Consider the following 25452-nt stretch of genomic DNA (forward strand, 5'->3'; position numbering starts at 1 on the left):
TTCGAGCGGTCCTGCTCTAGCGGTCCGCCATCAGCAGCTTCGCGATCTCTGTGTTGACGATTGCGGCAAACAGTGCGGGATCGTTGAAGGCCCGCGCAGAGAGCATCGCGCCGTGAACCGACGCCATCAGCCTTTGCGCCTCATCTTCCGGCTGCCTGTCCAACCGGAACGCGCGCTGCTCTGCGCCTGCTCGCAGCACCGACGTCAGCCATCCCGCGAGATGATGGAAATGTCCGCGGACGCGCGATGCGACCTCGTCAGGCAATATCGGCATCTCGCCGGCAAGCATCGCGCAGACGCAGAACGGCAGCGAAGCATCCCCAATGCACGCCTTCCAGAAGTCCACGTAAGACTGCAGTTGGTCGGCCGGGCTCGCGGACTGCTCCTGAAGAGACTTCAGGCCGAGCTCGGTCTGCTGCCGGTAGCGATCGACTAGCCCCGAAACCAGCTCGGCCTTGGTCGCGAAGTGATGATGGATGCTGGCCTTCCTGATACCGATCGCATCGGCGATGTCGGCGTAGCTGAACCCGTTATAGCCCCCCGCGACGATGAGGGACTGCGCGACGTCGAGGATCTGTTCTGAGGTTGAAGCCACTGGTTTCATGTCGGCTCGCCTACCTTCTGGTAGGTAGCTTGTCAAGCCAGCTCGGCGCCCCGGTTCGACACAACAAGGTGTCCGAGCGCCCAATTGACCCGATATGTTTATCTACCTACTAGTAGGTAGATAAACATGGGAGTTCATCGATGCAAAGCCGACTTTCGGCCCAATCCAGCTGGCTGCAATCCTACTATTTCGGGCGCGCGATCTTCTCGATCGCCTGGGTTGCCGCCGCCGTTCTCTTCAGCGGGCAAGCGGGCCCGGCCGCGTTCCTGCTCGTGATCTACCCGGCGTGGGACGCCATCGCCAATCTGGCCGACGCCCGGGTCAATGGCGGGCTGATAGCCAATCCATCGCAAACATTGAACGTCGTGGTCAGCGCGGTAACGGCGCTTGCCGTGATCGTGGCGAGCAGCCACAGCAGCTACGCGGTTCTCGCGGTGTTCGGGGGGTGGGCGATCCTCGCGGGTGTGCTGCAATTGTCCACCGGCGTCAGGCGCTGGCGCGAGTTCGGCGCGCAATGGGCGATGATCCTGAGCGGCGCGCAGTCGGCGCTCGCCGGCGGCTACATGATCAGCCGAGCCATCGGCCCCGTGGCGCCGACGATCCTAGACATCGCTCCCTATGCGGGATTCGGCGCGTTCTATTTCCTGCTTTCGGCGATCTGGCTCGTTGCCAGGGGCCATCGCAGCGTGCGCGCGTAGGCGCGGCCTGGCGGCACCGGGGCGCGCGCGTCGACATCAACGCGCTCGCTATTTCTTCTCCGGTGCAGTCGTCTCGGGCCCTGTCGTCGCGGAGGCGGGTGACGATGCCGCGAGCAGCGGCATCGTCGGCGTACTCTCGCCGGCATCCTCGTCGAGGAATTGCTCAACGCCAGCCTGGATCGACGATTTCGCGCTGTCCGGGCCGCGATCACTGAGGTCGTTGTGATGGAATTCGGTTCGGACCACCTTGATGCCGAGCCGTGCGCAGGTTTCGTCGTCGGGCACGACGCCCGGATCGGCCTTGAACACCGGGTCGTGGGAGCGGAATGAGAGGATCTTGATCCTGCCGTCGGTGATGAAGGGGACGCGCAGATTGTCCAGCGTCACGATCTTCTTGACCAGGTCGGGGTGCTGCTTGGCGAAGAACATCGAAATGTCGCCGCCGTTGGAGTGGCCGATCAAAGTCAGCTGGCGATAGTTAGCGTTCGGGTAGAGCTTCTTGAGCTCGTCGATCGCGTACATGATGTTGAAGACGCCGCGATTGTACTGCATGCGGCGGCCGACATATTCCTCGCCGACCTTGGTGACCATCGGCACATCGGTGTCGAGATCGTGCTGAATGCTCACCACGAGGTAGCCGCGCGATGCGAATAAATTGGTGAGGAACGAGTACTCGGTGTTCTTGACGGTGTTGCCGTGGCTCAGGATCGCGACCGGCAGCTCGATCATCTCGGCCATCGCCTGCATTTGCCGGTCGCGCCGCACCGCGACCTCGACCGTGACGTTGCGATCGTCGCGCAGCACGTCGTGGAACGTCAGCGTGGTGTGACTGATGGCCCATCTGTCCGTGGTGAAGTAGCCGGCCATCGCCACGATGCACAGGCAAAGGACAATGATGCCCCGTTTCATGTCGACCTCTGATCTTGCCCTAACTGATCCGCGCTCTGGCCCTGATCTCGTCGGGCATTCCGCGTGAATCGGCCTCCAGAGGCCAGGCGGGCGCTTTTGCCGCCGAATATCGGGCTAGTTTTACAATGAGATGACGGCAGGACGACCAGCCACGGCGCGCGGCGGCGTGGGCCCTTGGCGACGGTCACAAGCGGGTGAGGGACGTGTGAACTGACGGCACGCTGCCTGTGGCGCCGTCAGCGGGGCAGGCGAGCGCTCGACTTTTGCTTGACGCTTTTCTTGACGCGAAGCGGTGTCGAGTTCGCTCGAAAACGCTCTAGTTCTAATAGTTGTTGCCGTAGGGGCCGCGCTCGTAATAGGGCCGCGGCTGGTAATAGCCCTGCGGCGCCGGCGCGTAGCCCTGGTTGCCGTAGTATTGCTGCTGGCCATAGGCCTGCGCGTCGTAGACGCGGCGGCTTGACGGCGGAGCCGGGTAGCGCCGGTCGGTCGAGCTGCCGTCGGCCGGATAGATGTAGCCGTCGTCGGCACGGGCCTGCGCCGGATATTCGCGCGGCTGCGGTGTCAGGACGACAGGGTCGCCGGCGGCGGCGGTGCCGTATTGTCCGTCAACTTGCTGCGGAGCGGAGCGAGCGACGGCGGTGCCATTGCGCCCGCGCGGATTGCGCGCCAGCGCGACTCGCGCCGAACCGGTCAGCGTCACCGTGGTGTTGAGCACGCCTTCCTTCTGGACCAGCGCGTAGAGTGTCGACGCGTTGTCGCGCGACAGCCGCACGCAGCCATGCGAGGCCGGGGTACCGAGGCGGCTCACCGAGTCGGTGCCGTGGATCGCGTGCCCGATCTTGGTGAAGAAGATCGAATGCGGCATCGGCGCGTCGTCGAATTCCTTGGAGTAGTGATCCTCTTCCATGCGGAAGGCGCGGAAGGTGCCGTTCGGCGTCTCGCGCGAGGGAATGCCACTCGAGACCGGCCAGTGATAGCGCGCGACGCCATCAACGGCGACGGTCATCTGCTGGTTGTCCTTGTCGATGGTGATATCGACCTTGGCCTGCGCGGCACCGGCCGTAAGAAGCACCGCGGACGTGAACGCAATGAGGAACGAACGCATTTTACCTTTGGCCTCCAGGCCTGATCGCAAAGCCGCGGCTCTCCGTCCCCGGCAACCAATATGCACGGAATCCGAACTTGGTTCCAGTGGCGGACCCGCGCCATCGTTAATCCTGCGCGCGGCGCAAACAAGGCCGAAGCCGGGCCGGCCTGTCGCGGCGGGCTGACATTTTCGCGAGCAGACCGCGACATGGCCCCCCGATTGGCCGCCGCCGCGCAACCATTTGGCCGCATGAGCGTTTCATACTCCCGCCCCGGCGACGCATTCGCGCCGCGCAGCAAGGAACCCAGATGAACATCACCAAGGTTAAGACCGCGGCCGTCATCCCAGCCGGCCTCTCCGCGCGGCTCCTGCTTGCGGCCGCAGCCCTCGCTTTGGCGCTGGCCGCAGTTCCCCATGCCGGCCATGCCCAGGGCATCGTCCGCGGCGCCCATGAAGGCGCCTATGAGGGCAATCGGATCGGCGGGCCGGTGGGTGGCGTGGTTGGCGGTGCCGTCGGCGCCGGTGTCGGCGGTGCCATGGGCGCGGTCAAGGGCGTGTTCGGCATTCCGGATCGGGGCTATCGCCGTGGTCACCGCTGCCGCGGCTATTACCGCCACGGCCATTTCCATTGCTACTGATCGGGATCGTCATTCCGGGCTCGCGCTTAAGGCGCCTCGGAATGACTTGCTTCGCGAGTCAGTTCTTCAGCCGGTAGCCGGTCCTGAAGATCCAGGCCACGATCATCATGCAGGTGATCAGAAAACCGGCGGTCATGCCGAGGCTGAGCCCGACGCTGACATCGGCGATCTCGTAGAAGCTCCAGCGGAAGCCCGAGATCAGGTAGACCACCGGATTGAACAGCGTGATGGTGCGCCAGCCCGACGGCAGCATGTTCACGGAGTAGAAGCTGCCGCCGAGGAAGGTCAGCGGCGTCACCACCAGCATCGGGATCATCTGCAGCTTCTCGAAGCCGTCGGCCCAGATGCCGATGATGAAGCCGAACAGGCTGAAGGTGACGGCGGTCAGCACCAGGAAGGTCAGCATCCACACCGGATGCTGGATGTGCAAAGGCACAAACAGTCCGGCGGTCGCCAGGATGATCAGGCCGAGAATGATCGACTTGGTGGCGGCGGCGCCGACATAGCCGATCACGATCTCGAAATAGGAGATCGGCGCCGACAGGATCTCGTAGATCGTGCCGGCGAATTTCGGAAAGTAGATGCCGAACGAGGCATTGGAGATACTCTGGGTCAGCACCGACAGCATCACGAGCCCCGGCACGATGAAGGTGCCGTAGCTGACGCCCTCTACCTCGGTGATGCGCGAGCCGATCGCGGCGCCGAACACCACGAAATACAGCGAAGTCGAGACCACGGGCGAGACGATGCTCTGCAGCAGCGTGCGCCAGGTGCGCGCCATTTCGAACAGATAGATCGCCCGGATTGCGCGGTAGTTCATGGCGCCCTCACGATGCTGACAAAGATGTCTTCGAGAGAGCTCTGCTTCGTATCGAGGTCCGAGATCCGGATGCCGGCGTTGCGGAGATCGTTGAGCAGGCTGGTGATGCCGGTGCGGTCACCCTTGGTGTCGTAGTCGTAGGTCACGGCGTGGCCATCGTCGGATAGTTCGAGATTGTAGGCTGCCAGCGCAGTGGGAATGGCATCGAGCCTGTTCTGCAATTGCAGCGTCAACTCCTTCTTGCCGAGCTTCTGCATCAAGGTTGCTTTGTCCTCGATCAGGATGATCTCGCCCTTGTTGATGACGCCGATACGGTCGGCCATCTCCTCGGCTTCCTCGATGTAGTGCGTAGTCAGGATGATGGTGACGCCGGACGCCTGCAGCGTGCGCACCACCTCCCACATGCCCTTGCGTAGTTCGACGTCGACGCCGGCGGTCGGCTCGTCGAGGAACAGGATCTGCGGCTCATGCGACAGCGCCTTGGCGATCATCACGCGGCGCTTCATGCCGCCGGACAGCGTGATGATCTTGTTGTCCTTCTTGTCCCACAGCGAGAGGTCCTTCAGCACCTTCTCGATGTGGGCCGGGTTCTTCGGCTTGCCGAACAGGCCGCGGCTGAAGCTGACGGTCGCCCACACCGATTCGAAAGCGTCGGTGTGCAGTTCCTGCGGAACCAGCCCGATCATCGACCGTGCCGCGCGATAATCCCTGATGATGTCGTGGCCGCCGATCGCAATGCGGCCCTCGCTCGGATTGGCGATGCCGCAGATGATGCTGATCAGCGTGGTCTTGCCGGCGCCGTTCGGCCCGAGCAGCGCGAAGATCTCGCCGCGATTGATGTCCAGATTGACGCCCTTCAGCGCCTTGAAGCCGGAGCCATAGGTCTTCGAAAGATTGGATACGGAAATGATCGGCGACATGGAGGATCGGAAGCGTGAGGAATGGGTGCGCGCGGATTTGGAGCCCGGGCGGGGGGCGTGATGCGGGTTCAGCCCAGATAGGGACGCATATTCCGTTCTGCAATCACCCGCCGGAGCAGAAAATTCATTCTGCGGTGTGGCGGAAGGGCCGCGCTAATGCCTCTTCGCGGGTTTCGCCGGCTTCTTGGCCGCCGCCGCCGGGGCAGGGTGCGCGGGCGGCGCGGTGTCGGCGAGCTTGCCGACCAGCATGATCTGCACCTGGTTGTTGACCGGCGCATTGGGGCGGGCGGGGTCGAGCAATTGCTCTTCGCCGAGCCCGACCGACTGCAGACGCTTCGGCGTGATCTTGAAGGTGTTGACCAGGATGTCGCGGATCGCGTCGGCGCGCCGCTGGCTCAGCAGGACGTTGTTTTCGCGCCGCCCGGTCGATTCGATGTGGCCGACGATCAGGAAGGTGTAGGGCAGCAGCGACGACTGCGTCAGCGCATCGGCGATGCGCCCGACAGTCTGGTAGGAGTCCGGCAGCACGATCGGCGTGTCGACGTCGAATGCGATATCGGCATTGAACGTCGGCAGCTTGGTCAGATCAGGCGCGATCGGCGGGCGCTTCTGCGGCGGCGGCTCGTTCTTCGAGCGCGACTTCGATCGTTCGGCGACCTGTTGGCGCAGCGCCGGGACATCGATCTCGGTGTCCGTCTCGTAATGATTCAGCTTGGTGATGATGTCGTCGCGCGTGACGGCGGTCTGCGCGTGCGCGGACGGCACCGCCAGCAAGACGAGCGCGCTCAACAGGCCCAAAGGGCCAATGCCGCGCAGGCTCCGCGTCGACGGGCGCATCATTGATACCCCGCGTCATTGATCGCCTGGGTGCAATTGCGGCTGAGGCCCTTGGCGCCGACCAGGCATGGGACCGATTTGCTGGTCTCCTTGGTCGAGCCGCCGCAGACCTTGACGATCTCGCGGGTACAGGCGTTGGCGACGGTGACGCGCGCCGCGATCCGCTTCTGGATCGCATCGAGGGTGGAGAAGTAGCTCTCCTTGCACTGCGGCGAGATCACGTCGCGGTTGCGCGACAGGCATTCCTTGAGGCGGGAGGAGTCGAGATTGACGCCGCGGCAGTTCGCGGTGATATCAGCGCCGCAGGCCTTGGCCAGCTGCGCTGCGGAATCGCCAAAGCTCATCGTCTCCGCGACCGCCAGCGACGGCGCGGTGAGCGCGATGACGAAAAGGAAAAACCCACCCCGGACCATGCGACCATCTCAACCCGTGAAATCAACTGGGGTCAAGGGCTACGAACAGGCAAGGCGTCTCTGTCACACCCGCTCCACAAAGCTGTCGACCACCTTCTTCTCGCCGGCCTTTTCGAAGGCGATGGTCAGCTTGTTGCCGTCGATCTTCACCACATGGCCGTAGCCGAATTTCTGGTGAAACACCCGATCGTCCAGCGAAAATTCCGACGTCGTGCCCGTGGACTTCGCCACCAGCTCGCCCTCGATCACCATGGGGCCGCGCTTGGTGCGATTGAAGTTATCAGAGGAAAAAGAGGACTGCCGCTCCTCGAAGCCGCCGCTACGCCCGCCGCCGCCGCGATTGCGGTTGGCCTGGGCGCGCTGCCAGCCCGGGGTCGAGTAGCTCGAGCCGAATGATTCGAGGTTGTCGAAGCGCGAGGCGCCATAGCCGCCGCTGCCGCCCCAGCCGGAGCCGCCCTTGGATTCGGTGATCTCGACATTGTGCGCCGGCAGCTCGTCGAGGAAGCGCGACGGGATCGTGGTCGACCAGGTGCCATGGATGCGGCGATTGGTGGCGAAATAGATCTTTGCGCGGCGGCGCGCGCGGGTCAGGCCGACATGGGCGAGGCGGCGCTCTTCCTCGAGGCCGGCGCGGCCCTGTTCGTCCAGCGTGCGCTGGCTCGGGAACAGGCCTTCCTCCCAGCCCGGCAGGAACACGTTGTCGAATTCGAGGCCCTTCGCCGAATGCAGCGTCATCAGCGACACCGCCTCGTCGCCGGCCTCGCCGTCGCGGTCCATCACCAGCGAGATATGTTCGAGAAACCCTTGCAGGTTCTCGAATTCCTCCATCGAACGCACCAGTTCCTTGAGGTTGTCCAGCCGGCCTGCGGCGTCGGCCGAGCGGTCCTTCTGCCACATCTCGGTATAGCCGCTCTCGTCGAGCACGATCTCGGCGAGCTCGGTGTGCGAGGTGACCTCGCGCTGGGCACGCCAGCGGTCGAACTGCATCACGAGGTCGCGCAGGGAGCCGCGTGCCTTCGGTTTCAATTCGTCGGTCTCGACGATGGCGCGCGCCGCCTCGAACAGCGGAATGCGGCGCTTGCGGGCATGGTCGTGCAGCAGCTGCACGGTGGCATCGCCGAGCCCCCGTTTGGGCACGTTGACGATCCGCTCGAAGGCGAGATCGTCGGCCGGCGAATTGATGGTGCGTAAATAGGCCAGCGCATCGCGAATTTCAGCGCGCTCGTAGAATCGGGGACCACCGATCACGCGGTAGGGCAGGCCGAGCGTGACGAAGCGATCTTCGAACTCGCGCATCTGGAATGAGGCGCGGACCAGGATGGCCACATCGTTGAGGTTCTCGCCGGATCGCTGCAGCTCCTCGAGCTCCTCGCCGATCGCGCGCGCTTCCTCCTCCGAGTCCCAGGAGCCGGTGACGGTGACCTTCTCGCCGTCGACATCCTCGGTGCGCAGCGTCTTGCCGAGTCGGCCCTCATTGTGCGCGATCAGATGCGAGGCCGCGGCCAGGATGTGGCCGGTGGAGCGATAGTTGCGCTCGAGGCGGATCACCTTGGCACCAGGAAAATCGTGATCGAAGCGCAGGATGTTGTCGACCTCGGCACCGCGCCAGCCATAGATCGACTGATCGTCGTCGCCGACGCAGCAGATGTTTCGCGGCGGCGCGGACGGCGGAGCTAGCGCCGGTTGCGCGGTGGCGTCTTCCTGCGCCGGCTCAGCGTCGGTTGCTCCGGGAATGATTGCCGAGATCGGAAGACCCTGTCGCGCCGGCGCCTGCGACAGCAGCCGCAGCCACAGATATTGTGCGACGTTGGTGTCCTGATATTCGTCGACCAGGATGAACTTGAAGCGATTCTGGTACTGCCGCAGCACGTCGGGATTTTCGCGGAACAGGCGGATGTTCTCGAGCAGCAGGTCGCCGAAATCGGCGGCGTTGAGGATCTTCAGTCGCTCCTGATAGGTCGCGTAGATCTTGCCGCCCTTGCCGTTGCCGAACGAGGCAGCCTCGGCCGCCGGCACCTGCGACGGCAGCAGTCCGCGGTTCTTCCAGCTGTCGATCAGGCCGGCCAGCATCCGCGCCGGCCAGCGCTTGTCGTCGATGTTCTCGGCCTGCAACAGCTGCTTCAAGAGCCGCACCTGGTCGTCGACGTCGAGCACCGTGAAATTGGATTTGAGCTGCACCAGCTCGGCATGAAAGCGAAGGATGCGGCCGCCGATCGAATGGAAGGTGCCGAGCCACGGCATGCCCTCGACCGCCTGGCCCAGCATCTGGCCGAGCCGCAGCTTCATCTCGCGCGCCGCCTTGTTGGTGAAGGTCACCGACAGGATTTCCTGCGGCCGTGCGCGGCCCTGGCTCAGGATATGCGCGATGCGCGTGGTCAAGACCCGCGTCTTGCCGGTGCCGGCGCCGGCGAGCACCAGCACGGGGCCGTCGAGCGTCTCGACCGCGTCGCGCTGCTCCGGATTGAGGCCCTGGAGATATTGCGGACCCGCGGCTGCCCGCGCACGCGCGGCGATGCCGCCAGCCACCGGCTGGTGCTCGGGAACGCCGTGATGGGGCAATTTGCTCGGCTCGGTCATTGGCGAATCGTCTCAGCCCCACGATGGCACCGCGGGACGGTGAAGGGGAGCCTTCTTAACAGGGATTGAGGGGCATATAGGGCCTGATCGGCCGTTTTGACAGGTTTTATCGCGGCCGACAGGAACGGTTTTGGCAGCAGTGCACAGCAGGTCCGGTTCCTGGAATCGGCGAAAATTTCGCGGTTTCGCGCTCAGGAACCAGCGTTTCCCCGCTGGATTGTTTCAACAGGTGCAGCGCTGGACCGAGGGGCCGCGCAACGAAACGAAGCGAGAGGTTTGATCATGTTGAGCTGGGTCGTCACATTCCTGGTCATCGCCCTGATCGCGGGCGTTTTGGGCTTCGGCGGCATTGCCGGCGCCTCGATCGAAATCGCCAAGGCGATCTTCTTCATCGCCATCATCCTGTTCCTGGTGTCGGCGGTGGTCGGATTGGCGCGCGGCCGAACACGTGTCTAGCGGGCGTTCGATCGATCACACCTTCGCCGAGGGCATCGCCACGTTGCGGCCGATGCCCTCGGGACGCGGAACGCCCGCATAACTCCCAACGATCGCTTGCGCCCGGGCGCGGATATCAGGCGGAAATGGCGCCACCTTGCGCGCCTCCATGTCGATATGCAGCGTGAGGTTTTCCGAGGTCGCCGACAGCCAGCCCTCGGTGGCGTGGCGCAGCTCCTCGAACGTGTGCAGCCGCTTCTCGTCGGCGCCGAGCAGGAAGACCGAAACCTGCACGGGATCGCCGAGATGGATTTCCCGCAAGTACCGGACGTGGCACTCTGCGGTGAAGGTCGAGCAGTGCCGCGTCTTCATGTAGGCCGGCCCGATGCCGAGCTGCAGCCACATCTCGTCGATGGCGCGGTCGAACATCACGTTGTAATAGGCCATGTTGAGATGGCCGTTGTAATCGATCCATTGCGGGTCGATCTGCATCACCGACGATTTGAACGGGGCTGATGGAAGCGGCATCTCGCTGGCGGTCACTGAAGTCATCTCCCATCCCGGTCTGTTGGCGTCTGAGCATGAACTTTTTTCAAGTCAGGCTCTCTTGACCCCTTATACAAGCTTTGCCACGGTCGGCTAAAGCCGGGAGGAATTTTGACGTGGCGACAACGATTTCGAGCAATCTGACGCGACCTGAGCCGCAAGCCCTGAAGCGCACGATCGACGCGCTGGCGGCGCGGTTCGGCAACCGGCTCGTGACGTCGCAAGCGGTGCGCGAACAGCACGCCCATACCACCACGTGGCTGCCGAACCAGCCGCCGGACGCGGTCGTCACGGCGCAGGAAACCGCCGACATCCAGGACGTGGTGCGGATCTGCTCGGCCAACCGCGTGCCCGTCATCGCCTTCGGCACCGGAACGTCCCTGGAAGGGCAGGTCAACGCGCCCGCCGGCGGCGTCTGCATCGATCTGCGCGACATGAACAAGGTGCTCGCGGTGCATGCCGAGGACCTCGACTGCGTGATCCAGCCCGGCGTGACGCGGAAGGCGCTGAACGAGCATCTGCGCGACCAGGGCCTGTTCTTCCCGATCGATCCCGGCGCCGACGCCTCGCTCGGCGGCATGACCTCGACCCGCGCCTCCGGCACCAACGCGGTGCGCTACGGCACCATGCGCGAGAACGTGCTGGCGCTGAAAGTGGTGCGCGGCGACGGCGAGATCATCACGACCGGCACCCGCGCCAAGAAGTCGTCGGCCGGCTACGACCTGACGCATCTGTTCGTTGGCGCCGAGGGCACGCTCGGCATCATCTCGGAACTGACCATCCGCCTGCGCGGCATCCCCGACACCATCGCGGCCGCTGCCTGTTCGTTCGAGACCGTGGCCGGCGCCTGCCAGGCCACGATCCTCGCGATCCAGACCGGCATCCCCGTCGCCCGTATCGAGCTGCTCAATGCCGCACAGGTGAAGGCCTGCAACAGCTACTCGAAACTGTCGCTGCCGGAAACGCCGCTGCTGCTGCTGGAATTCCACGGCAGCGAGGTCGAGGTCGCCGAGCAGTCGAAGAATTTCCGCGATATCGCCGCCGAATGCGGCGGCGGCGACTTCACCTGGACCACCAAGCCGGAAGACCGCACCAAGCTGTGGCAGGCCCGGCACGACGCCTACTGGTCCGTCAAGGCGCTGCGTCCCGGCGACAGCATTGGCGTTGTCGCAACCGATGTCTGCGTGCCGATCTCGCGGCTTGCCGACTGCGTCACCGAGACCGAGGACGATCTGAAGCGGCTCAATCTGCTGTCGCCGATCGTCGGCCATGTCGGCGACGGCAATTTCCACTGCTCGCTGCTCTGCGACGTCAACGACAAGGACGAGATGGCGCGCGGCGAGGAGTTCATGCATCGCCTGGTCGAGCGCGCGCAGGCGATGGACGGCACCTGCACCGGCGAGCACGGCATCGGCCAGGGCAAGCAGAAATATCTGAAGGCCGAGCTTGGCCCCGAGGCGCTCGACGCGATGCGGGCGCTCAAGCTCGCGCTGGATCCGCAAAACATTTTCAATCCCGGAAAGATCGTTCCTGCGCCCTGAGCGCGGAGCACTTTCTTGCCCGCTATGTGTGACGCAGTGTGATCACGGCTTCTCGCTTCGGGCGCGCATCGCGCACGGAGCGACCAATTTGGTGTGACCTCAACGCCATAGTTCACCGCTTGCTCGGCGTCGCGCAGACTCTGCCATTCACAGCTTGCACCAGGGCCAGCTATGCTTGCCACGCTTTCGAGGCACGGCAATGTGGTTGTTCAACAAGGTCAAGCGTAAGGATATCTGGGACGATCCCGTCGCGCAGCCGCTCGGCGACATCGAGGCTGCGCACAGGATTCGTGCGATCTGCCGCGATGCGGCCGGCTGCGCCGAGGCGATCGGCTCGCCCGGCAAGCGTTCGCCGAACCAGCAGCAGATCGAGCGCGATCGCTACGAGCGTGCCGCCAAGGCCGCGATGGAGACCGCGATGAAGATCTCCGACGAGCTGGTGCGGGATTCCGCGGTGCGCGAGATCGTCGGTCTGTGCATGAAGGCCAACAACATCAAGACCGGGCGGGCGCTGTTCCGCGCCATCCACGCGGGCTCGATCAAGGCGGAGGTGCTGAAGGAGCATCCGACGCTGGAGGGTGAGCAGGCGTGAGTCGCGCGACCCGAGCCGTTTGAAATCAGCCTCATCGGTCTCGCTTTGCCAAAAATATCGAAAACAACCCCATGCAAAGTAGCCGGCGGTGGCCGGCGTTCGACCAGCTACTTGACACGTCGGGCAATTCACGCGTATTTTTCCAATATTCCGAAATCGCGTAGACGCACGCTTACCCGGTTCCGTAGCCCGGATGGAGCGAAGCGAAATCCGGGGCTGTTCGTCGACGTTCGAGGGGATCCCGGATCACGCTGCGCTTCATCCGGGCTACGACTTCATTAAATCTACGCCTGCCCACCGAGCGTACGCACCGCCTCATCGACGCTGTGGAAGACGTGGTCCCGTTGCAGTGCCTGGTAGAGATCGAAGCGCTCGAAGGCGTCCTGCGCGCGGGTGGATTCCAGCCGTGCCACCGCCACCGTCACGCCGTCATCGCGGCATTCGCGAAACAGATCGCGCAGCGCCTGCGCAGCGGTGAAGTCGATCTCGATCATGCCGCTGGCCTCGATCACCAGCAGATGCAGCTTGGACGTCGCCCCGCCGATGATCTTGAGCACGCCGCTGTGGAAACCTTCCGCATTGAGGAACGACAACGGTGCCTGCAGGCCGACGACGGCAATGCCGGGCTTGCGCTCGCCGGTGACGTGCGGGCCCGTCGGCCACCAGATCGTGGTGCCGGGGACGTGGACGAATTCCACCAGCTGGCCTCGCGTCGTGGTCCAGATGCCATGCAGCAGCGACAGCGCGATGCCGACCGCGACACCTTGCTCGATCGGCAGCACGATGATCGCGGCTGCCGTCGCCGCCACCAGCAGGAACTCGTAGAACGACTGGCGGAAGATCGCGACGATCTGCTTCACACGAATGATGCGCAGCGCGACGAACAGCAGCACGCCGCCGAGCGCAGCATCAGGCACGTGCTGCAGCAGCGTCGCGCCGAATGCCAATAGCGCGAGCACAATGGCCGCGGCAAACAGCCCCGAGATTTGCGTCTGTCCGCCGGTCTCCGAGACAATGCCGGTGCGCGGCGGACTGGCGTTGACGGGAAAGGCGCCGAACAACCCGGACAGAACGCTGCCGGCGCCGGCGCCGAGGAAATCGCGATCGACGTCGGCCGGCTTGTTCGGATCTGACAGGAACGAGCGCGTCGTCGCCGCGGTCTGCACCATGACGACGACGGCGATCAGGATCGCCAGCGACAGCAGCTTGATCCATCGCTCCGGCGCGATGTCCGGAAATGACGGCTTTGGCAGCGTGCCCGGCACAATGCCGACCACCTTGACGCCCTTGCTCTCGAGATGACCGGCAATCACAGCGATGGTGGCGACGACAAGGCCGATCAGCGCGCCGGGGATGCGTGCGCTGATCTTCTCCGATCCGGCGACCAGCGCCAGCACGCCGAGGCCGATCACGAGCGTGTAGAAATTGGTCTCGCCGATTTTCTCGGTGAGAACGCCGAGCTTGTAGAGCGTCGGCCCGTCCGGCGTGGTCAGGCCGAGCACGCCGGGCAGTTGCGAGACCAGGATGTGGACGGAAATGCCGGCGAGGAAGCCGACCGTGACCGGCGTCGACAGCAGATTGGCGATCCAGCCGAGCTTGAACAGGCCGCCGGCGATCATGATCGCGCCGACCATCAGCGCCAGCGCCATCGCGAACGCCTGATAGTCCGGCGAGCCCGCCGTCGCCATCAGCGCCAGACCGCCTGCGAAGATCGGCGTGATGGTGGAGTCGGCGCCGCAGGACAGGAAGCGGTTGGCGCCGAACATCGCAAAGCCGAGCGAGCCCGCCATGAAGGCGAAGAAGCCGATCTGCGGCGAGAAGCCGCCGAGCCGGGCGGTCGCCATCTGCTCGGGGATCGCGATCGCTGCCAGCGTCAGCCCGGCGATCAGGTCGCCCGGCAGGTCGCTCGGCCGGAACGCCTTGAGCGAACGAAAGATCGGCCAATTGGCGCGCGTCGGATGAACTTCGGCCATCGGTCTCCCAAGCAGACTGCGGCGATTCGCCGATAGTCCGCCATCGCGCGGCCAAAAGCCAGTGGAGTTGGGCTGTGCGGCCGCGAAGGGCACCGGCTAGTGCGGAGGCGCGGCCGTGATCGCCTTTCGGACCGCCGCCAGCGGCGCGCCGTCGTCAAAGGTGACGCCGTCGCCTTGCAGCGTGACGCCGAGGTCGCGCCACAGTGCGGCGAGGTCGGGTGTCACCGGCTTTGACCCCCATTCGCTGTGCAGCCGCTCCAGCACATCGACGCCGACGGCCTTGTCGGCGGTCGCGAGCACACGTGCGATCGGCCAGTCCTTTTCATGGTTGCCGCCGGCGGCGAGCACGCCGCGCATGGCATCCTGCAACCCGAATTTGTTGCCGGTCCGCTTGCGGATCTCGACGTCAGCGAACAGGCAGAACATCGCGCCGCCCCAGTATTTGCGGCCCCAGGTATCGGTGTTGTCGAGGCCCTGGTCGCCGGCCTGCGGCAGGCCCTTGGGCATGTCGCGCATCATCGCCTGCCAGATCTCCTGCGCCGTGAGATCGCCGGCCTGCACCCGCGCGACCGGCTCGACATAGACCGCGAGCCCTTCCGACAGCCAGGCATAGCGGTCGTCGAGGTCGGGCAGGGCGGTGTGCACCATCTCGTGGACGATCACCCAGTCGCGCTTCAGATCGTCTGCGCCGGCGTCGCGGCCGATCGGCAACCGGATCGCGGCGCCGCGATAGCCCCAGGTGGTGCCGCCGCGCACGCGCGCGCCGTCGACCGGGACCAGCAGCAGCCGCAGCGAGCTGACGGGAAACCGGCCATAATAGATCGAGACCGCGCGGGGCCTTGATCCAGTCGAATATCGTGTCCTTGGGCAACGTCATGTCGCCGGGGGCAAAGGCGACATGGATGGTGCCGCCGGGCACGTCGAGATCGGTCTTCGACAACCGGTCGAAGGCGTCGTAGGGCATGCCGTTGCCGCGCATGAACTCGGACTGCGCCTCGACATGACAAGATGCGATGCCGAGGATGATGGCGGCGATCAGCATCGCTGCGGCGATCACGCGATATGTCGAGATGCCTTTCATCGCGGCCTGCCGCGTCCCTATTCGCGAATGGATGCCGCCGTCAGCAGTCCCGCCGTGATCCAGCCATGCAGGTAGCCGGCGCCGCGCGCCGCCGCATTGTCGGGATCGTCATAGGTCGCAAGCATCTCGCAGAGCACGCCGAACGGAATGCCGCCGGAGGCTTCGTCCCACATCATCGCTTCCTCCGCCGGCAGCTCGCGGAACATCGGCGTAGTGTCCTGGCGCCAGGTCAGGACGCGCGCGGGCTCGGCGAGCGTCTCCACATCGGGCGGCGTCTCGTCGTTCTTCAATGCCATCCAGATCGCGACGGCATTGGTGGTCAGGTCGATCCGGGCCGCGCTCGGATGCGGCCGGAACACCAGCTCGTTCCACATCTCGGGCGCGAAACCGGCCATGGCCTCGAGAGCAAGCACGTCGCCTTCGCCGGCGTCGAAGGCGTCGTTCAACGCCTTCTCCAGCGCGGCTAGGTCGGCGAGCACGGGATGGCTGCTGTAGGGCTCGGTGGATCTCAGGAACTCCGGCAAGCCTTGCGAGAACCAGCGCAGGTTCGGATGCTCGGACGGCCGTGCCTTGACGTAGGCATGACCCATGTCGTCGAACATCTCGTCGCCGAGAAAGCGATGCAGCAGTTCGTGGTCGTTGCGGACAGCCTCGACCAGCCGCGAGCCGTAGGCATGGCGGTAGACGCCGAATAGCGTGTCGCGCGTCTCCCGCGGGCTGTCGAGGATTTCGGACAGGATGCTCCCGTCATCGGTCAGGATGGCGCGCTGAAACTCGCTCTGCTGGCGCGCGAAGTCGCTCATTGCGTCGGCGCTCTCGCGGGCAGGTTTTGCTCCGCGATCTCGCGGGTCCGCCTGACCTCGATCAGCAATTCGTCGAGCGGCGGGATGTTGTCGTCGCGCTCGATCATGGTCGAGACGCGTCCGAACCGCTGCAAGGCCGCAACATAGAGGTCCCAGACATCCTCGCACACCGGATGGTCGTGCGTATCGATGATGTGCGTCCCCATATGGCTGTGGCCCGCCATGTGGAATTGCACCACGCGATCCGCCGGAATGCCGTTGAGGAAGGTCATCGGATCATAGCCGTGGTTGAAGGCGCTGACATAGACATTGTTGATGTCGAACAGCAACCAGCAGCCGGAACGGCGCGACAGCTCGGAGAGGAATTCCCACTCCGTCATCTCGGAATTGTTGAACTGCACATAGGTCGAGACGTTCTCCAGCACGATGGCGCGGCCGAGGAAGTCCTGCACCAGCTGCACGCGGCTGACGACATGGTCGAGCGCCTCCTGCGTGTAGGGGATCGGCAGCAGATCGTGCAGGTTCTTGCCGTGCACCCCGGTCCAGCACAGATGGTCCGACACCCATTTCGGCTGCACGCGCGTTGCGAGGTCCTTGAGGCCCTGCAGATACGCGAAGTTCGGTGGCGCGGTGGAAGCGATCGACAGCGAGACGCCGTGCATCACCACGGGATAGCGCTCGCAAATCCGGTCGAGGATGCGCAGCGGCTGGCCGCCCGGCAGCATGTAGTTTTCGCTGATCACCTCGAACCAGTCGATCGGCGGATTGCCGCTCAGGATCTCGTCGTAATGCTGCGCGCGCAGCCCGAGACCGAAGCCGAGGAAGGCCGGCCTGGCTGATGTCATCGGGCGCTCCGCCGACGCGATCGGCCGGTCGGGCAATCGGCTCGCGACGTTCATGGCGCCTCCACATCGCTGGCTCCGCAATCGCGGTGCCGAGGTCCGGAAATTATCATGAAAGCGGGGCCCGGCCTACACCGCGCCCCGCCGATCACGCGAGTTCGCCCCGGGCGATCAACCCTTGACGTATGAGCCGCCGAGCTTGGCGCACTGCTTCTCGGTGCTCATCGAGAAGCCGGTGCCCTTGCAGGCATTCAGGCCCTTGCAGGAATTGGCGCCGCCCTTGCAGGCGCTCTGGCCCTTGCAGGCATTGCCGGCCATGCACTTGCCCATGGCGGCGTTCGCGGGCGTCGAGGTGGTCGAAACCACGGAGCCGGCGAGGAACATGGTGGCCGCAGCGACGGCAAGCGTTGCGCCGGACTTCGAATTCAACTTCATGACGATCTCCTCGGTGTTTGTTTTGAATGCAGTCAGCGTGGCGCCGTGAGCATCCGATGATCGATCGATCCCCAGACCGCACAACGAGTGGTCGGAAAGCAGTCGGATCGCAGGAGGTTTGGCTCGGCTGCCGCGGTCTGAATGCTCGTCCGGAATCAGCTACGGGGCTCCGGCGATTTGGTTACACGGTTTCGGAAGAAAATTTTCGAACCGGCCGGTTGGGCGATGCATTCATGTCGCGCGGCGGCGGTTCATCGTTGTTCCGTTGCGTTGCACAACAGGTCGATCGGCTAGTTCTGGGCAGCACGCGCCGGTTTCAGCTTGGCCATCTGGCGCACATTGGCCTCCAGCTCCGCGGCATTGAACGCAGGGAACGAGCAGATGCGGTTGCTGCAGGCAAAGGCTGCGGGCTCACCGAGATCGGGATAGTCGACGTCGGCATTGGGCAGCTTGCCCTCGCGCAGGTCGAGCCATTCGAGTCGCTTGTAGCGGGCGGGCAGGGCACGCGCGACGACGTGCAGGGCCTGCGCACGGCCGTCGTCCTTGTGTCCGACGATCGTCACATGCGTCGGCTCGACTGCCAGTTCCTCGTCGGCGAGCAGCACGCCGGGCAATGGACGCGGCATCTCGGCGGACGCGGCCGCGAGATAGCGCATCGCATGCGCGGCCTGTTCGCGGCCGCGGTCGTCGCCCGTGTAGCGATTGAGCATGTTCATGAAGCGCGCGACCTGAATCTGGTCGTCGATCAGTTTTGCAGGTTTTGCGAACACGCCCGTCTGTCCTTCTGACGTCTTCGAGGTGAGGAAGCCGCCGGCGTCGTCGCGGAACGTCGCGGCGAAATTGCCGGCCTTGGTCGCTGCTGTCAGCCAGTCGCGATTGCCGGTCGCGGCGTAGAGATCGAGCAGGGCCTGTCCCATCGCGACGGTGTCGCCGAGGAAGGGGCCGCCGCGATCCTTGTCGCCATGGCGGAAGCCGCCATCCGGCAGTGCGCGGTTGGCGAGCACCCATCGTGCTGCGCGCTCGGCCGTCGTCAGTGCCTTCGGATCGTTGGTGATATTGTAGTAGGCCGCCAGTCCGGAGATCGCCCAGCCGTTCTCGCGTGCGTAGAGATTCTTGTCGATGCGCGGCAGGCCAAGCCTGCGGCGCTCGGCATCCGCGAGAGCATAGTATGTGTGGCCGTCGACATCGTGATTGAGGTCGGCGTCCTGGCTGACATAGAAGGCGCCGTCCCGGCTCAGCATGAAATCCGTGAGGTAACGCGCGACATTGCGCGCGGCGGCGAGATATTTCGGATCCTTCCACTGCGCATAGGCCTGGCTGTATTGCCGCAGATATTGCGACTGGAACGAGATGATCTTCTCGAAATGCGGATGGCTCCATGAGCCGGCCTCGGAATACTGGAACACGCCGCCCCACGCCGGATCGATCAGCGCGATCGCGGCATCGAGCGTCTGCCTTGCGCGTTTCGTCGCGGTGGCGTCGCCGGCCTCGGCGCGGCTGATCGCAAGGTCGAGGCTGTCGGCGTCGATATATTTCTGGTTCTCGCCCCAGCCGCCGAGCTTCTCGTCATAGGATTCGTCGAACGTTTTGGTCAGCTCAGCGCGTTGCGCCTTGCCGAGAAAGGCCGACGCGGCGGGCTTGATTTCGAAGGCCTCGCCGACCGATGGGCCCGGCGAGGGATCGTCGATGATCGCCTTGAGCAGCGATTGCATCCGTTCGGGCTCGATGTAGCCCCTGATCTTGGCGATCTCGGTGCCATCGGGCGCGAACACGATAGTGGCGGGCCAACCCCAGTCGCCGTAGCGGCTCGAAAGATCCGGATTGGCATCCTGGTCGACCCGAACCGGGAGATATCTTGCCGACAGCAATTCCTGCACCTTGGGGTCGGCGTAGGTCGTCTTCTCCATCACGTGGCACCAGTGACACCACACCGCTTCGAGATCGAGAATGACGAAGCGCTTCTCGGTCGTGGCGCGCGCGAACAGATCGTGGCTCCAGTCGCTCCATGCCGGGCCGTCGGCCGCCGACGCAGGCGATGCGATCAGCAGGGCGAGAATGGCGGCAAGGCGGACGGTCGACATGGCAAGCCCTCGGTCAGCGCGTGGTTGTGCCAGCTACGCGTCGATTGGGTCCGGGGCTCGCCACGTCACGGGATTGTGAGGGCGCCGCTCAGATCGGCTCCTTCCGGCCCGCCGTCAGGTTGACCAGCAGGCGATCGAGCGAGGCGGCGCCGGGACCCGCAATCGCAAGCCACATGAAGGCGGCGAAATAGGTCGCTTCCTCGAACCCGAGCAGCGTCTCCAGCGAGTCGACATCACCCCACTTCGCCGACTTGATCGCGACGATCATGACCACCGCAAGCATCGCGGCCGGGATGCGGGTGAACAGGCCGAAGATCAGCATCAGGCCGCCAAAATATTCGACGCTGGACACGAAGGGTGTGAGGATGTTCGGGAACGGAATGCCCCAGCCGACGAAGTTCTCGGTGACCTGGGCGAGGTTGTTGAGCTTGCCCCAGCCGGCCAGCATGAAGGTGTAGCCGACGACGAGCCGCATGATCAGCGGCCCGGCCCAGGAAAAATGCGAGGCGATCCGGGCCGGCAGCAGAATCAGCAGGTTGACGATGAAATTCATGCGAAACCCCTCCCGAATATCGCGCCGCGCCGTTTGCGTCGGCGATAACGGCGGCAAACGACACGAGCCAAAGTTACGGCCGCGTCTTGGCAGGAGTTTCGCTTGTTATGGCGGGCTTGTTACGCCGCTAGCCGATATTCTGCAGCGCCGGGAAGGTTTCCAGCAGCCAGACGCTGACGCCGGAGACGGCGCCGGTCAGGAAGCCGATGCCGGTGATCACCATCAGCACGCCCATCACGCGCTCGACGGTGTCGAGATGGCGTTTCATCCGCGCGAACAGCGAGGAGAACTGCTTGACCATGAAGGCCGCGAGCAGGAACGGGATGCCGAGCCCGGCGGAGTAGACCGCGAGCAGGCCGGCGCCTTTGGTCACCGTGGCCTCCGCGGCCGCGATCGAGAGGATCGCCGCGAGAATCGGTCCGATGCACGGGGTCCAACCGAACGCGAACGCCAGGCCCATGACATAGGCGCCCCACAGCCCCACCGGCTTGGGTGCGGTCAGCCGCCCCTCGCGCATCAGGAGGCCGATCCGGGTCACGCCGAGGAAGTGCAGGCCCATGATGATGATGACGATGCCGGCCAGGATCGAGAGCTCGGCCGACCAGGCGCGCACCAGCCCGCCGACGATGGACGCGCTGGCGCCGAGCGCGACGAACACGGTGGAGAAGCCGAGCACGAACATCAGCGCCGCGGTCATCACCGCGCGCTTGGACGCCGCGGTGGCGCCGTCCTGGTTGACGTGCTCGATGGTCGCCCCGGTCAAATAGATCAGATAGGGCGGCACCAGCGGCAGCACGCAGGGCGACAGGAAGCTGACCAGGCCGGCAATCAAGGCTGCCGGAATCGAGACGTCGTGCATCAAAGAACCTTCGCGGAATAGCTGGTCTGTCTTGGCGTCTACGCGGCCAACAATCCAGAAGTTTCGGCAGCCAGGCATTCAACTATGGTCACAGGCCCGTGTGCGGGGGCGGGTAGACCAAGGCGGGCGGCATCCGGCTGCTGGGCGGCATATGGTTCCGTCATTCTCCGGTGCGCAATTTCAGCGGCCGCGCAACATATTCGATGTCGTCCCTGCCTAGTGCGCAATTGCGCACGGGAGCAGGGACCCATAACCACCGGTGCCGATTATCGCGCGATGCCGGAATGTCGAGTCCCTTTCGCAGCACCCGCCGCGGCGTATGGGTCCCTGCTTTCGAAGGGACGACGATGAGGCGAAAGCTGTGCGCCCATCACCGCTTGCGCGCGTCCCGTGGCGCCGCCGTCTCGAACTCGCGGCCGCGAATCCGCACCAGATCGTCGGCGGAATGCGCCAATAGCACTACTGTGGCGGCGCGCGCGGCCTCCGCATCGCCGGCCACGATCGCGTCGAGCACCGCGCGGTGTTCGATCAGCGCGCGTGGACGGTGCGAGCCGGTTGCGGCGATCGTGAAACTCTGACGTAGCGTGATCTCGAACATCTGGGCGATCGGCCAGAAGAACTCGTTGCGGGTCGCGAAATAGATCGCCTGGTGGAATTTGATATCGGCGGCGACGAACTCCTCATTGGTCTTCGCCGCATCCATGCCGTCGCACCCGGCGCGGATGCGGGCGATGTCGTCTTCCCCGGCATGGGTCGCCGCCAGCGCTGCCGCGGCGGGCTCGACCCCGGAGCGCAGCTGGAACAGTTTTGCCAGATAGCGATCGATCTCGGCGCTCTCGAGGTGCCAGCGCAGCACGTCGGGATCGAGCTGATTCCACTGCTCGGGCGGCCGCACCCGCGTGCCGCTCTTCGGCCGCGACTCGATCAGGCCCTTGCCGGTCAAAGTGCGGATCGCCTCGCGCACCACGGTGCGGCTGACGTCCATCATCTCGCAGATCTGCATTTCCGGCGGCAGCGTCTCGCCGACGCCGATCTCGCCGCGCACGATGCTGCTGCCGACCCGGTCGGTGACCTGGCTGTGCACACTCCGGCGCAACGCGTTGGATGTCTGGAACATTGGAAGCCTCGCTGCGGTTGGTGCCAGCGTCGCCTCCGCGCCCTCTTGCACAACCGTATCGTATTTGTCATACATTATGACAAAAGCGCTGCCAAGCTGGCACCGACCGGCACCAGCGGCCAAGAGAACGCCAAGACCAACAAGATCCGTGACCGACAAGGTCCGTTCCTGGGGAGGAGCACCATCATGACGTCGAACCGCGTGAGCCGCCGCATTGTGCTGCAGTCGTCGGTCACCGCTGCCGCGTGGCTTGCCGCCGCGCCTGCCATCATCGGCCGCGCAGAGGCCGCGACCATGAAGATGCGGTGCTCGTCGTCGCTCCCCAACGATCCCAAATACGCCAACGGCCGCGTCTACTACGACAATCTGGTCAAGAGCCTGAAGGCGAACGGGCTCGGCGAGCAGATCGAGGTCACGTTCTTCCCCGACAACCAGCTCGGCCAGGAGATCGACGTCATCAATTCGGTGAAGCTCGGGGTCATCGACCTGATGGTGTCGGGCTCGTCGATCTCGGCGAATCTCGTGCCGTTGGTCGGCACGTTCGACCTCGGCTACCTCTTCAACAGCTTCCAGCAGCAGACCAAGGCGTTCGACGCCGGCGCGGCCAAGCCGATCGAGGATGCGCTGCTCAAGGGCGGCAGCATCCGCATCATCGCCTGGGCCTACAATTTCGGCGCGCGGAGCGTGTTGTCGAAGAAGCCGGTGAAGACGCCGGAGGATCTCGCCGGCTTGAAGATCCGCACGCTGCCCAACCCGATCATCACCGAATGTCTGCGGCTGATGGGTGCGGCGGCGACGCCGCTCGCGTTCGGCGAAATCTATACGGCGCTGCAGGCCGGCGTGCTCGACGGCCTCGAGCACGATCCGCCGACCATCCTGGCCAGCAAGTTCTACGAGACGTCAAAAAACTACGCCTTGACCCAGCACATCTTCTCGCCGCTCGCGGTCTATTTCAGCGACACCACGTTCAACCGCATGGATCCCAAGCTGCGCGAGGGGTTCCTCGATGCCGCAAAGAAGGCCGCGGCCGAGACCCGCACCCACGGCCTCGCGGTGGAGAAGGAGGCGCTGGCGTCGCTGGCCGAGAAGGGCGTCACGGTCGTCGAGTGCGACAAGGACGCATTCCGCAAGCGCGTGTTGCCGCAGACCGACAATTTCATCAAGGCGCGGCCCGAGGCGAAGGCCGTCGTCGATCTGATCCGCTCTAGTCAAGCCTGAGGCCGGCATGTCAGTCGCCGCAGTCGCGACGAGAAGCAGCACCGATCGGATCACGGCGCCGCTGCTCGCCATCAGTGATGCGATCGCCGCGATCCTGCTCGCCGCCGATCTCATCGTGGTCTGTGTCTCGGTGCTGGCTCGCTTCCTGTTCAACGCGCCGGTCGAGTGGTCGGACGACGTCGCCCGCGGCCTGATGGTCGGGTCGAGCTTCTTCGGCGCGGCCAGTGCGCTGGCTCGCAGCGAGAATCTCGGCGTCGCCTTTTTCGTCGACATGCTGCCGACGGGCGTGCGGCGCGTCGTCGACGCGGTCGGGGCGCTGCTCGTCACCATCATTGCGGCCTACGTCGCGTTCAACGCCGTCAAGATGGGCTGGCTGACCACCGGCCAGACCTCGGGTTCCGGCCTGCCGCTGGAGTGGACGTTCTATCCGATGGGCGTCGGCGCAGCCTTCATGACGGTGTTCGCCATCGAGACGTTCTGCGGCCGGCCGCTGCGCGACATGGTGTCCGGCATCGTCGCGACCGCAGTCATCGTCGGCCTCTATCTCGCCTGGGATGCGTTCGCGCCGTCGTCGGTTCCGTCGTCGCAGGCGTTGATGCTGATCGGCTTCTTCCTCACTTTGTTCGGCGGATTGCCGATCGGCTTCGCGCTGGCGCTGGCGGCGCTGATCTTCATCTGGGTGGAGGGCACGCTGCCCGGCGTGATCTTCGCCCAGCAGATGGCGCGCGGCATCGACAATTTCGTGCTGCTGGCGATCCCGTTCTTCATCCTCGTCGGCTATCTGATGGAAGCCAACGGCATGTCGGTGCGGCTGATCGAACTGCTGCAGCGCGCGGTCGGGCGGATGCGCGGCGGGCTCAACGTCGTGATGGTGATGTCGATGGTGCTGTTCTCCGGCATCTCCGGCTCGAAGATGGCCGACGTCGCCGCGGTCGGCTCGGTGCTGATCCCGGCGGCGCGCCGCTCGCGGCAGAATCCGGGCGGCGCCGTCGCGCTGCTCGCGGCCTCCGCTGTGATGGCGGAGACCATTCCGCCCTGCATCAACCTCATCATCCTCGGCTTCGTCGCCAATCTCTCGATCGGCGGACTGTTCGTCGCCGGCATGCTGCCGGCCGCGCTGATGGCGCTGGCGCTGATCGCGGTGTCGATCGTGTTCGGCAAGCGTCCGGCCGCGAACGAGGAAGCCGAGCCACGCGCGGCGGTGTCGGGGCTGTGGACCGGCGCGATCGCCTCATTCGGGCTGATCTTCATGATCTTCTTCGGCTTCAAGAGCGGTTTCGCCACCGCGACCGAGATCTCGGCCTTTGCCGCGGTCTACGCCATCGCGGTCGGCAGCTTCCTGTTCCGCGAGCTCGGCGCGAAGAGCCTCGCGCACTGCTTCGTGCAATCGGCTGTTCGTTCGGGGCTGGTGCTGTTCATTGTCGCCGCGGCGCAGTCGCTGGCCTTCATCCTGACCTTGCAACAGGTGCCGCACGCGGTCGGCGACCTCATGCTGGCGATCTCGGGCAGCCACGGCGTCTGGCTGTTCATGCTGCTGTCGATCCTGGTGCTGGTGGTAATGGGTTCGGTGCTCGAGGGCGCGGCGGCGCTGATCATCTTCGGCCCGCTGCTGCTGCCGGTCGCGGTCAAGCTCGGCATCGATCCCTTGCATTTCGGTGTCGTGCTTGTGATCGCGATGGGGCTCGGGCTGTTTGCGCCACCGCTTGGGCTCGGGCTTTATGGGGCCTGCCTGATCGGCAATGTGCCGATCGAGCAGACCATCAAGCCGATCGCAGGCTATCTCGGCCTGCTGCTGCTGTGCCTGCTGGTGATCGCCTTCGTGCCGGCGATCAGCACGGCCCTGCCGCATGCGCTCGGCTATTAGGGGAGTGGA

The 25452-nt window shown here is 64.8% G+C and carries 25 protein-coding genes; 7 read left to right on the forward strand and 18 right to left on the reverse strand.

The genetic code is table 11. The features are described from left to right. Window positions 1-16: 16 nt before the first annotated feature. A complete protein-coding gene (locus tag JQ616_RS33165; protein ID WP_212022115.1) occupies window positions 17-604 on the reverse strand; it encodes a TetR/AcrR family transcriptional regulator in 588 nt (195 codons plus the stop codon). Window positions 605-744: 140 nt separating this feature from the next. Here JQ616_RS33165 and JQ616_RS33170 point away from each other — a divergent pair, with 140 nt between their 5' ends. Beyond that, window positions 745-1302, forward strand: coding sequence for a DUF308 domain-containing protein (locus JQ616_RS33170; RefSeq protein ID WP_212022117.1), 558 nt, complete (start codon window positions 745-747; stop codon window positions 1300-1302). A 48-nt stretch (window positions 1303-1350) separates the two neighbouring features. On the opposite strand, the gene JQ616_RS33175 is transcribed toward JQ616_RS33170, so the two are convergent. After that, complete coding sequence (locus JQ616_RS33175; protein ID WP_249137563.1) at window positions 1351-2211, reverse strand: alpha/beta hydrolase; 861 nt, start codon at window positions 2209-2211, stop codon at window positions 1351-1353. A 322-nt stretch (window positions 2212-2533) separates the two neighbouring features. Beyond that, a complete protein-coding gene (locus JQ616_RS33180; RefSeq protein ID WP_212022118.1) occupies window positions 2534-3316 on the reverse strand; it encodes a L,D-transpeptidase in 783 nt (260 codons plus the stop codon). Between the two features lie 290 nt (window positions 3317-3606). Here JQ616_RS33180 and JQ616_RS33185 point away from each other — a divergent pair, with 290 nt between their 5' ends. Then, window positions 3607-3936, forward strand: a complete 330-nt coding sequence (locus JQ616_RS33185; RefSeq protein ID WP_212022126.1) for a hypothetical protein — start codon at window positions 3607-3609, stop codon at window positions 3934-3936. A 58-nt stretch (window positions 3937-3994) separates the two neighbouring features. Here JQ616_RS33185 and JQ616_RS33190 read toward each other — a convergent pair whose 3' ends face one another. The 5 genes from JQ616_RS33190 to JQ616_RS33210 all read right to left on the reverse strand — a co-directional run bounded on the left by JQ616_RS33190 (window position 3995) and on the right by JQ616_RS33210 (window position 9503). After that, the gene (locus tag JQ616_RS33190) at window positions 3995-4756 is read right to left on the reverse strand and encodes an ABC transporter permease (RefSeq protein ID WP_212022128.1); all 762 of its coding nucleotides are present in this window, start codon (window positions 4754-4756) and stop codon (window positions 3995-3997) included. Then, entirely contained in the window at window positions 4753-5676 is a 924-nt protein-coding gene (locus tag JQ616_RS33195) for an ABC transporter ATP-binding protein (protein WP_212022130.1), read from the reverse strand. The genes JQ616_RS33190 and JQ616_RS33195 overlap by 4 nt, the downstream gene beginning before the upstream one ends. A gap of 153 nt (window positions 5677-5829) precedes the next feature. Continuing rightward, window positions 5830-6516 carry an OmpA family protein gene (locus tag JQ616_RS33200; RefSeq protein WP_212022132.1) on the reverse strand — a complete coding sequence of 229 codons (687 nt, stop codon included), beginning with the start codon at window positions 6514-6516 and terminating at the stop codon, window positions 5830-5832. Further along, window positions 6513-6926 (reverse strand): hypothetical protein, encoded by a 414-nt coding sequence (locus tag JQ616_RS33205; RefSeq protein WP_212022134.1) that lies wholly within the window; start codon window positions 6924-6926, stop codon window positions 6513-6515. The genes JQ616_RS33200 and JQ616_RS33205 overlap by 4 nt, the downstream gene beginning before the upstream one ends. A gap of 63 nt (window positions 6927-6989) precedes the next feature. Next, a complete protein-coding gene (locus tag JQ616_RS33210) occupies window positions 6990-9503 on the reverse strand; it encodes an ATP-dependent helicase (RefSeq protein WP_212022136.1) in 2514 nt (837 codons plus the stop codon). Window positions 9504-9785: 282 nt separating this feature from the next. On the opposite strand from JQ616_RS33210, the gene JQ616_RS33215 reads away from it, so the two are divergent. Beyond that, window positions 9786-9959 carry a DUF1328 domain-containing protein gene (locus JQ616_RS33215; RefSeq protein ID WP_024580088.1) on the forward strand — a complete coding sequence of 58 codons (174 nt, stop codon included), beginning with the start codon at window positions 9786-9788 and terminating at the stop codon, window positions 9957-9959. A 15-nt stretch (window positions 9960-9974) separates the two neighbouring features. On the opposite strand, the gene JQ616_RS33220 is transcribed toward JQ616_RS33215, so the two are convergent. Then, a complete protein-coding gene (locus JQ616_RS33220; RefSeq protein WP_433996026.1) occupies window positions 9975-10490 on the reverse strand; it encodes a thioesterase family protein in 516 nt (171 codons plus the stop codon). Window positions 10491-10600: 110 nt separating this feature from the next. Here JQ616_RS33220 and JQ616_RS33225 point away from each other — a divergent pair, with 110 nt between their 5' ends. Both JQ616_RS33225 and JQ616_RS33230 read left to right on the forward strand, forming a co-directional pair. Beyond that, window positions 10601-12025, forward strand: coding sequence for an FAD-binding oxidoreductase (locus tag JQ616_RS33225; protein WP_212022138.1), 1425 nt, complete (start codon window positions 10601-10603; stop codon window positions 12023-12025). Window positions 12026-12224: 199 nt separating this feature from the next. Beyond that, window positions 12225-12617: a hypothetical protein gene (locus JQ616_RS33230; RefSeq protein WP_212022140.1), complete on the forward strand. Its 393-nt coding sequence runs from the start codon at window positions 12225-12227 to the stop codon at window positions 12615-12617. A gap of 284 nt (window positions 12618-12901) precedes the next feature. Here the strand turns inward: JQ616_RS33230 and JQ616_RS33235 are convergent, their stop codons facing one another. From JQ616_RS33235 to JQ616_RS33275, 9 genes are all read right to left on the reverse strand, one after another. After that, complete coding sequence (locus JQ616_RS33235; protein WP_212022142.1) at window positions 12902-14590, reverse strand: SulP family inorganic anion transporter; 1689 nt, start codon at window positions 14588-14590, stop codon at window positions 12902-12904. 96 nt (window positions 14591-14686) lie between these two features. Beyond that, complete coding sequence (locus tag JQ616_RS33240; RefSeq protein WP_249137567.1) at window positions 14687-15346, reverse strand: hypothetical protein; 660 nt, start codon at window positions 15344-15346, stop codon at window positions 14687-14689. A 342-nt stretch (window positions 15347-15688) separates the two neighbouring features. Further along, the gene (locus JQ616_RS33245) at window positions 15689-16474 is read right to left on the reverse strand and encodes an HvfC/BufC N-terminal domain-containing protein (protein ID WP_212022145.1); all 786 of its coding nucleotides are present in this window, start codon (window positions 16472-16474) and stop codon (window positions 15689-15691) included. After that, window positions 16471-17319, reverse strand: a complete 849-nt coding sequence (bufB, locus tag JQ616_RS33250; protein ID WP_212022416.1) for an MNIO family bufferin maturase — start codon at window positions 17317-17319, stop codon at window positions 16471-16473. Before bufB ends, JQ616_RS33245 begins: the two co-directional genes overlap by 4 nt. Window positions 17320-17487: 168 nt before the next feature. Continuing rightward, the gene (gene bufA2, locus JQ616_RS33255) at window positions 17488-17751 is read right to left on the reverse strand and encodes a BufA2 family periplasmic bufferin-type metallophore (RefSeq protein ID WP_212022147.1); all 264 of its coding nucleotides are present in this window, start codon (window positions 17749-17751) and stop codon (window positions 17488-17490) included. Window positions 17752-18041: 290 nt separating this feature from the next. Next, window positions 18042-19832: a thioredoxin domain-containing protein gene (locus tag JQ616_RS33260; protein ID WP_212022148.1), complete on the reverse strand. Its 1791-nt coding sequence runs from the start codon at window positions 19830-19832 to the stop codon at window positions 18042-18044. 88 nt (window positions 19833-19920) lie between these two features. Next, window positions 19921-20385, reverse strand: coding sequence for a DoxX family protein (locus tag JQ616_RS33265; protein ID WP_212022150.1), 465 nt, complete (start codon window positions 20383-20385; stop codon window positions 19921-19923). Window positions 20386-20512: 127 nt separating this feature from the next. Continuing rightward, entirely contained in the window at window positions 20513-21244 is a 732-nt protein-coding gene (locus JQ616_RS33270) for a cytochrome c biogenesis CcdA family protein (RefSeq protein ID WP_212022152.1), read from the reverse strand. A 370-nt stretch (window positions 21245-21614) separates the two neighbouring features. After that, window positions 21615-22361: a FadR/GntR family transcriptional regulator gene (locus JQ616_RS33275; RefSeq protein WP_249137570.1), complete on the reverse strand. Its 747-nt coding sequence runs from the start codon at window positions 22359-22361 to the stop codon at window positions 21615-21617. 186 nt (window positions 22362-22547) lie between these two features. Here JQ616_RS33275 and JQ616_RS33280 point away from each other — a divergent pair, with 186 nt between their 5' ends. Continuing rightward, a complete protein-coding gene (locus JQ616_RS33280; protein ID WP_212022156.1) occupies window positions 22548-23579 on the forward strand; it encodes a TRAP transporter substrate-binding protein in 1032 nt (343 codons plus the stop codon). A 7-nt stretch (window positions 23580-23586) separates the two neighbouring features. Next, a complete protein-coding gene (locus JQ616_RS33285; protein ID WP_212022158.1) occupies window positions 23587-25443 on the forward strand; it encodes a TRAP transporter large permease in 1857 nt (618 codons plus the stop codon). Window positions 25444-25452 lie beyond the last annotated feature (9 nt).

Origin of the sequence: Bradyrhizobium tropiciagri, from assembly GCF_018130545.1 — a bacterium.
GTDB classification, from domain to species: domain Bacteria; phylum Pseudomonadota; class Alphaproteobacteria; order Rhizobiales; family Xanthobacteraceae; genus Bradyrhizobium; species Bradyrhizobium tropiciagri_A.

Bases quoted from the DNA above. Each gene is read 5' to 3' on its own strand.
- JQ616_RS33210 (WP_212022136.1), bottom strand. From the start codon at position 9,503: ATGACCGAGCCGAGCAAATTGCCCCATCACGGCGTTCCCGAGCACCAG.
- JQ616_RS33175 (WP_249137563.1), bottom strand. From the start codon at position 2,211: ATGAAACGGGGCATCATTGTCCTTTGCCTGTGCATCGTGGCGATGGCC.
- JQ616_RS33190 (WP_212022128.1), bottom strand. From the start codon at position 4,756: ATGAACTACCGCGCAATCCGGGCGATCTATCTGTTCGAAATGGCGCGC.
- JQ616_RS33220 (WP_433996026.1), bottom strand. From the start codon at position 10,490: ATGACTTCAGTGACCGCCAGCGAGATGCCGCTTCCATCAGCCCCGTTC.
- JQ616_RS33265 (WP_212022150.1), bottom strand. From the start codon at position 20,385: ATGAATTTCATCGTCAACCTGCTGATTCTGCTGCCGGCCCGGATCGCC.
- JQ616_RS33180 (WP_212022118.1), bottom strand. From the start codon at position 3,316: ATGCGTTCGTTCCTCATTGCGTTCACGTCCGCGGTGCTTCTTACGGCC.
- JQ616_RS33230 (WP_212022140.1), top strand. From the start codon at position 12,225: ATGTGGTTGTTCAACAAGGTCAAGCGTAAGGATATCTGGGACGATCCC.
- JQ616_RS33215 (WP_024580088.1), top strand. From the start codon at position 9,786: ATGTTGAGCTGGGTCGTCACATTCCTGGTCATCGCCCTGATCGCGGGC.
- bufB (WP_212022416.1), bottom strand. From the start codon at position 17,319: ATGACATCAGCCAGGCCGGCCTTCCTCGGCTTCGGTCTCGGGCTGCGC.
- JQ616_RS33200 (WP_212022132.1), bottom strand. From the start codon at position 6,516: ATGATGCGCCCGTCGACGCGGAGCCTGCGCGGCATTGGCCCTTTGGGC.
- JQ616_RS33280 (WP_212022156.1), top strand. From the start codon at position 22,548: ATGACGTCGAACCGCGTGAGCCGCCGCATTGTGCTGCAGTCGTCGGTC.
- JQ616_RS33235 (WP_212022142.1), bottom strand. From the start codon at position 14,590: ATGGCCGAAGTTCATCCGACGCGCGCCAATTGGCCGATCTTTCGTTCG.
- JQ616_RS33205 (WP_212022134.1), bottom strand. From the start codon at position 6,926: ATGGTCCGGGGTGGGTTTTTCCTTTTCGTCATCGCGCTCACCGCGCCG.
- JQ616_RS33270 (WP_212022152.1), bottom strand. From the start codon at position 21,244: ATGCACGACGTCTCGATTCCGGCAGCCTTGATTGCCGGCCTGGTCAGC.
- bufA2 (WP_212022147.1), bottom strand. From the start codon at position 17,751: ATGAAGTTGAATTCGAAGTCCGGCGCAACGCTTGCCGTCGCTGCGGCC.
- JQ616_RS33260 (WP_212022148.1), bottom strand. From the start codon at position 19,832: ATGTCGACCGTCCGCCTTGCCGCCATTCTCGCCCTGCTGATCGCATCG.
- JQ616_RS33195 (WP_212022130.1), bottom strand. From the start codon at position 5,676: ATGTCGCCGATCATTTCCGTATCCAATCTTTCGAAGACCTATGGCTCC.
- JQ616_RS33170 (WP_212022117.1), top strand. From the start codon at position 745: ATGCAAAGCCGACTTTCGGCCCAATCCAGCTGGCTGCAATCCTACTAT.
- JQ616_RS33285 (WP_212022158.1), top strand. From the start codon at position 23,587: ATGTCAGTCGCCGCAGTCGCGACGAGAAGCAGCACCGATCGGATCACG.
- JQ616_RS33275 (WP_249137570.1), bottom strand. From the start codon at position 22,361: ATGTTCCAGACATCCAACGCGTTGCGCCGGAGTGTGCACAGCCAGGTC.
- JQ616_RS33165 (WP_212022115.1), bottom strand. From the start codon at position 604: ATGAAACCAGTGGCTTCAACCTCAGAACAGATCCTCGACGTCGCGCAG.
- JQ616_RS33185 (WP_212022126.1), top strand. From the start codon at position 3,607: ATGAACATCACCAAGGTTAAGACCGCGGCCGTCATCCCAGCCGGCCTC.
- JQ616_RS33245 (WP_212022145.1), bottom strand. From the start codon at position 16,474: ATGAGCGACTTCGCGCGCCAGCAGAGCGAGTTTCAGCGCGCCATCCTG.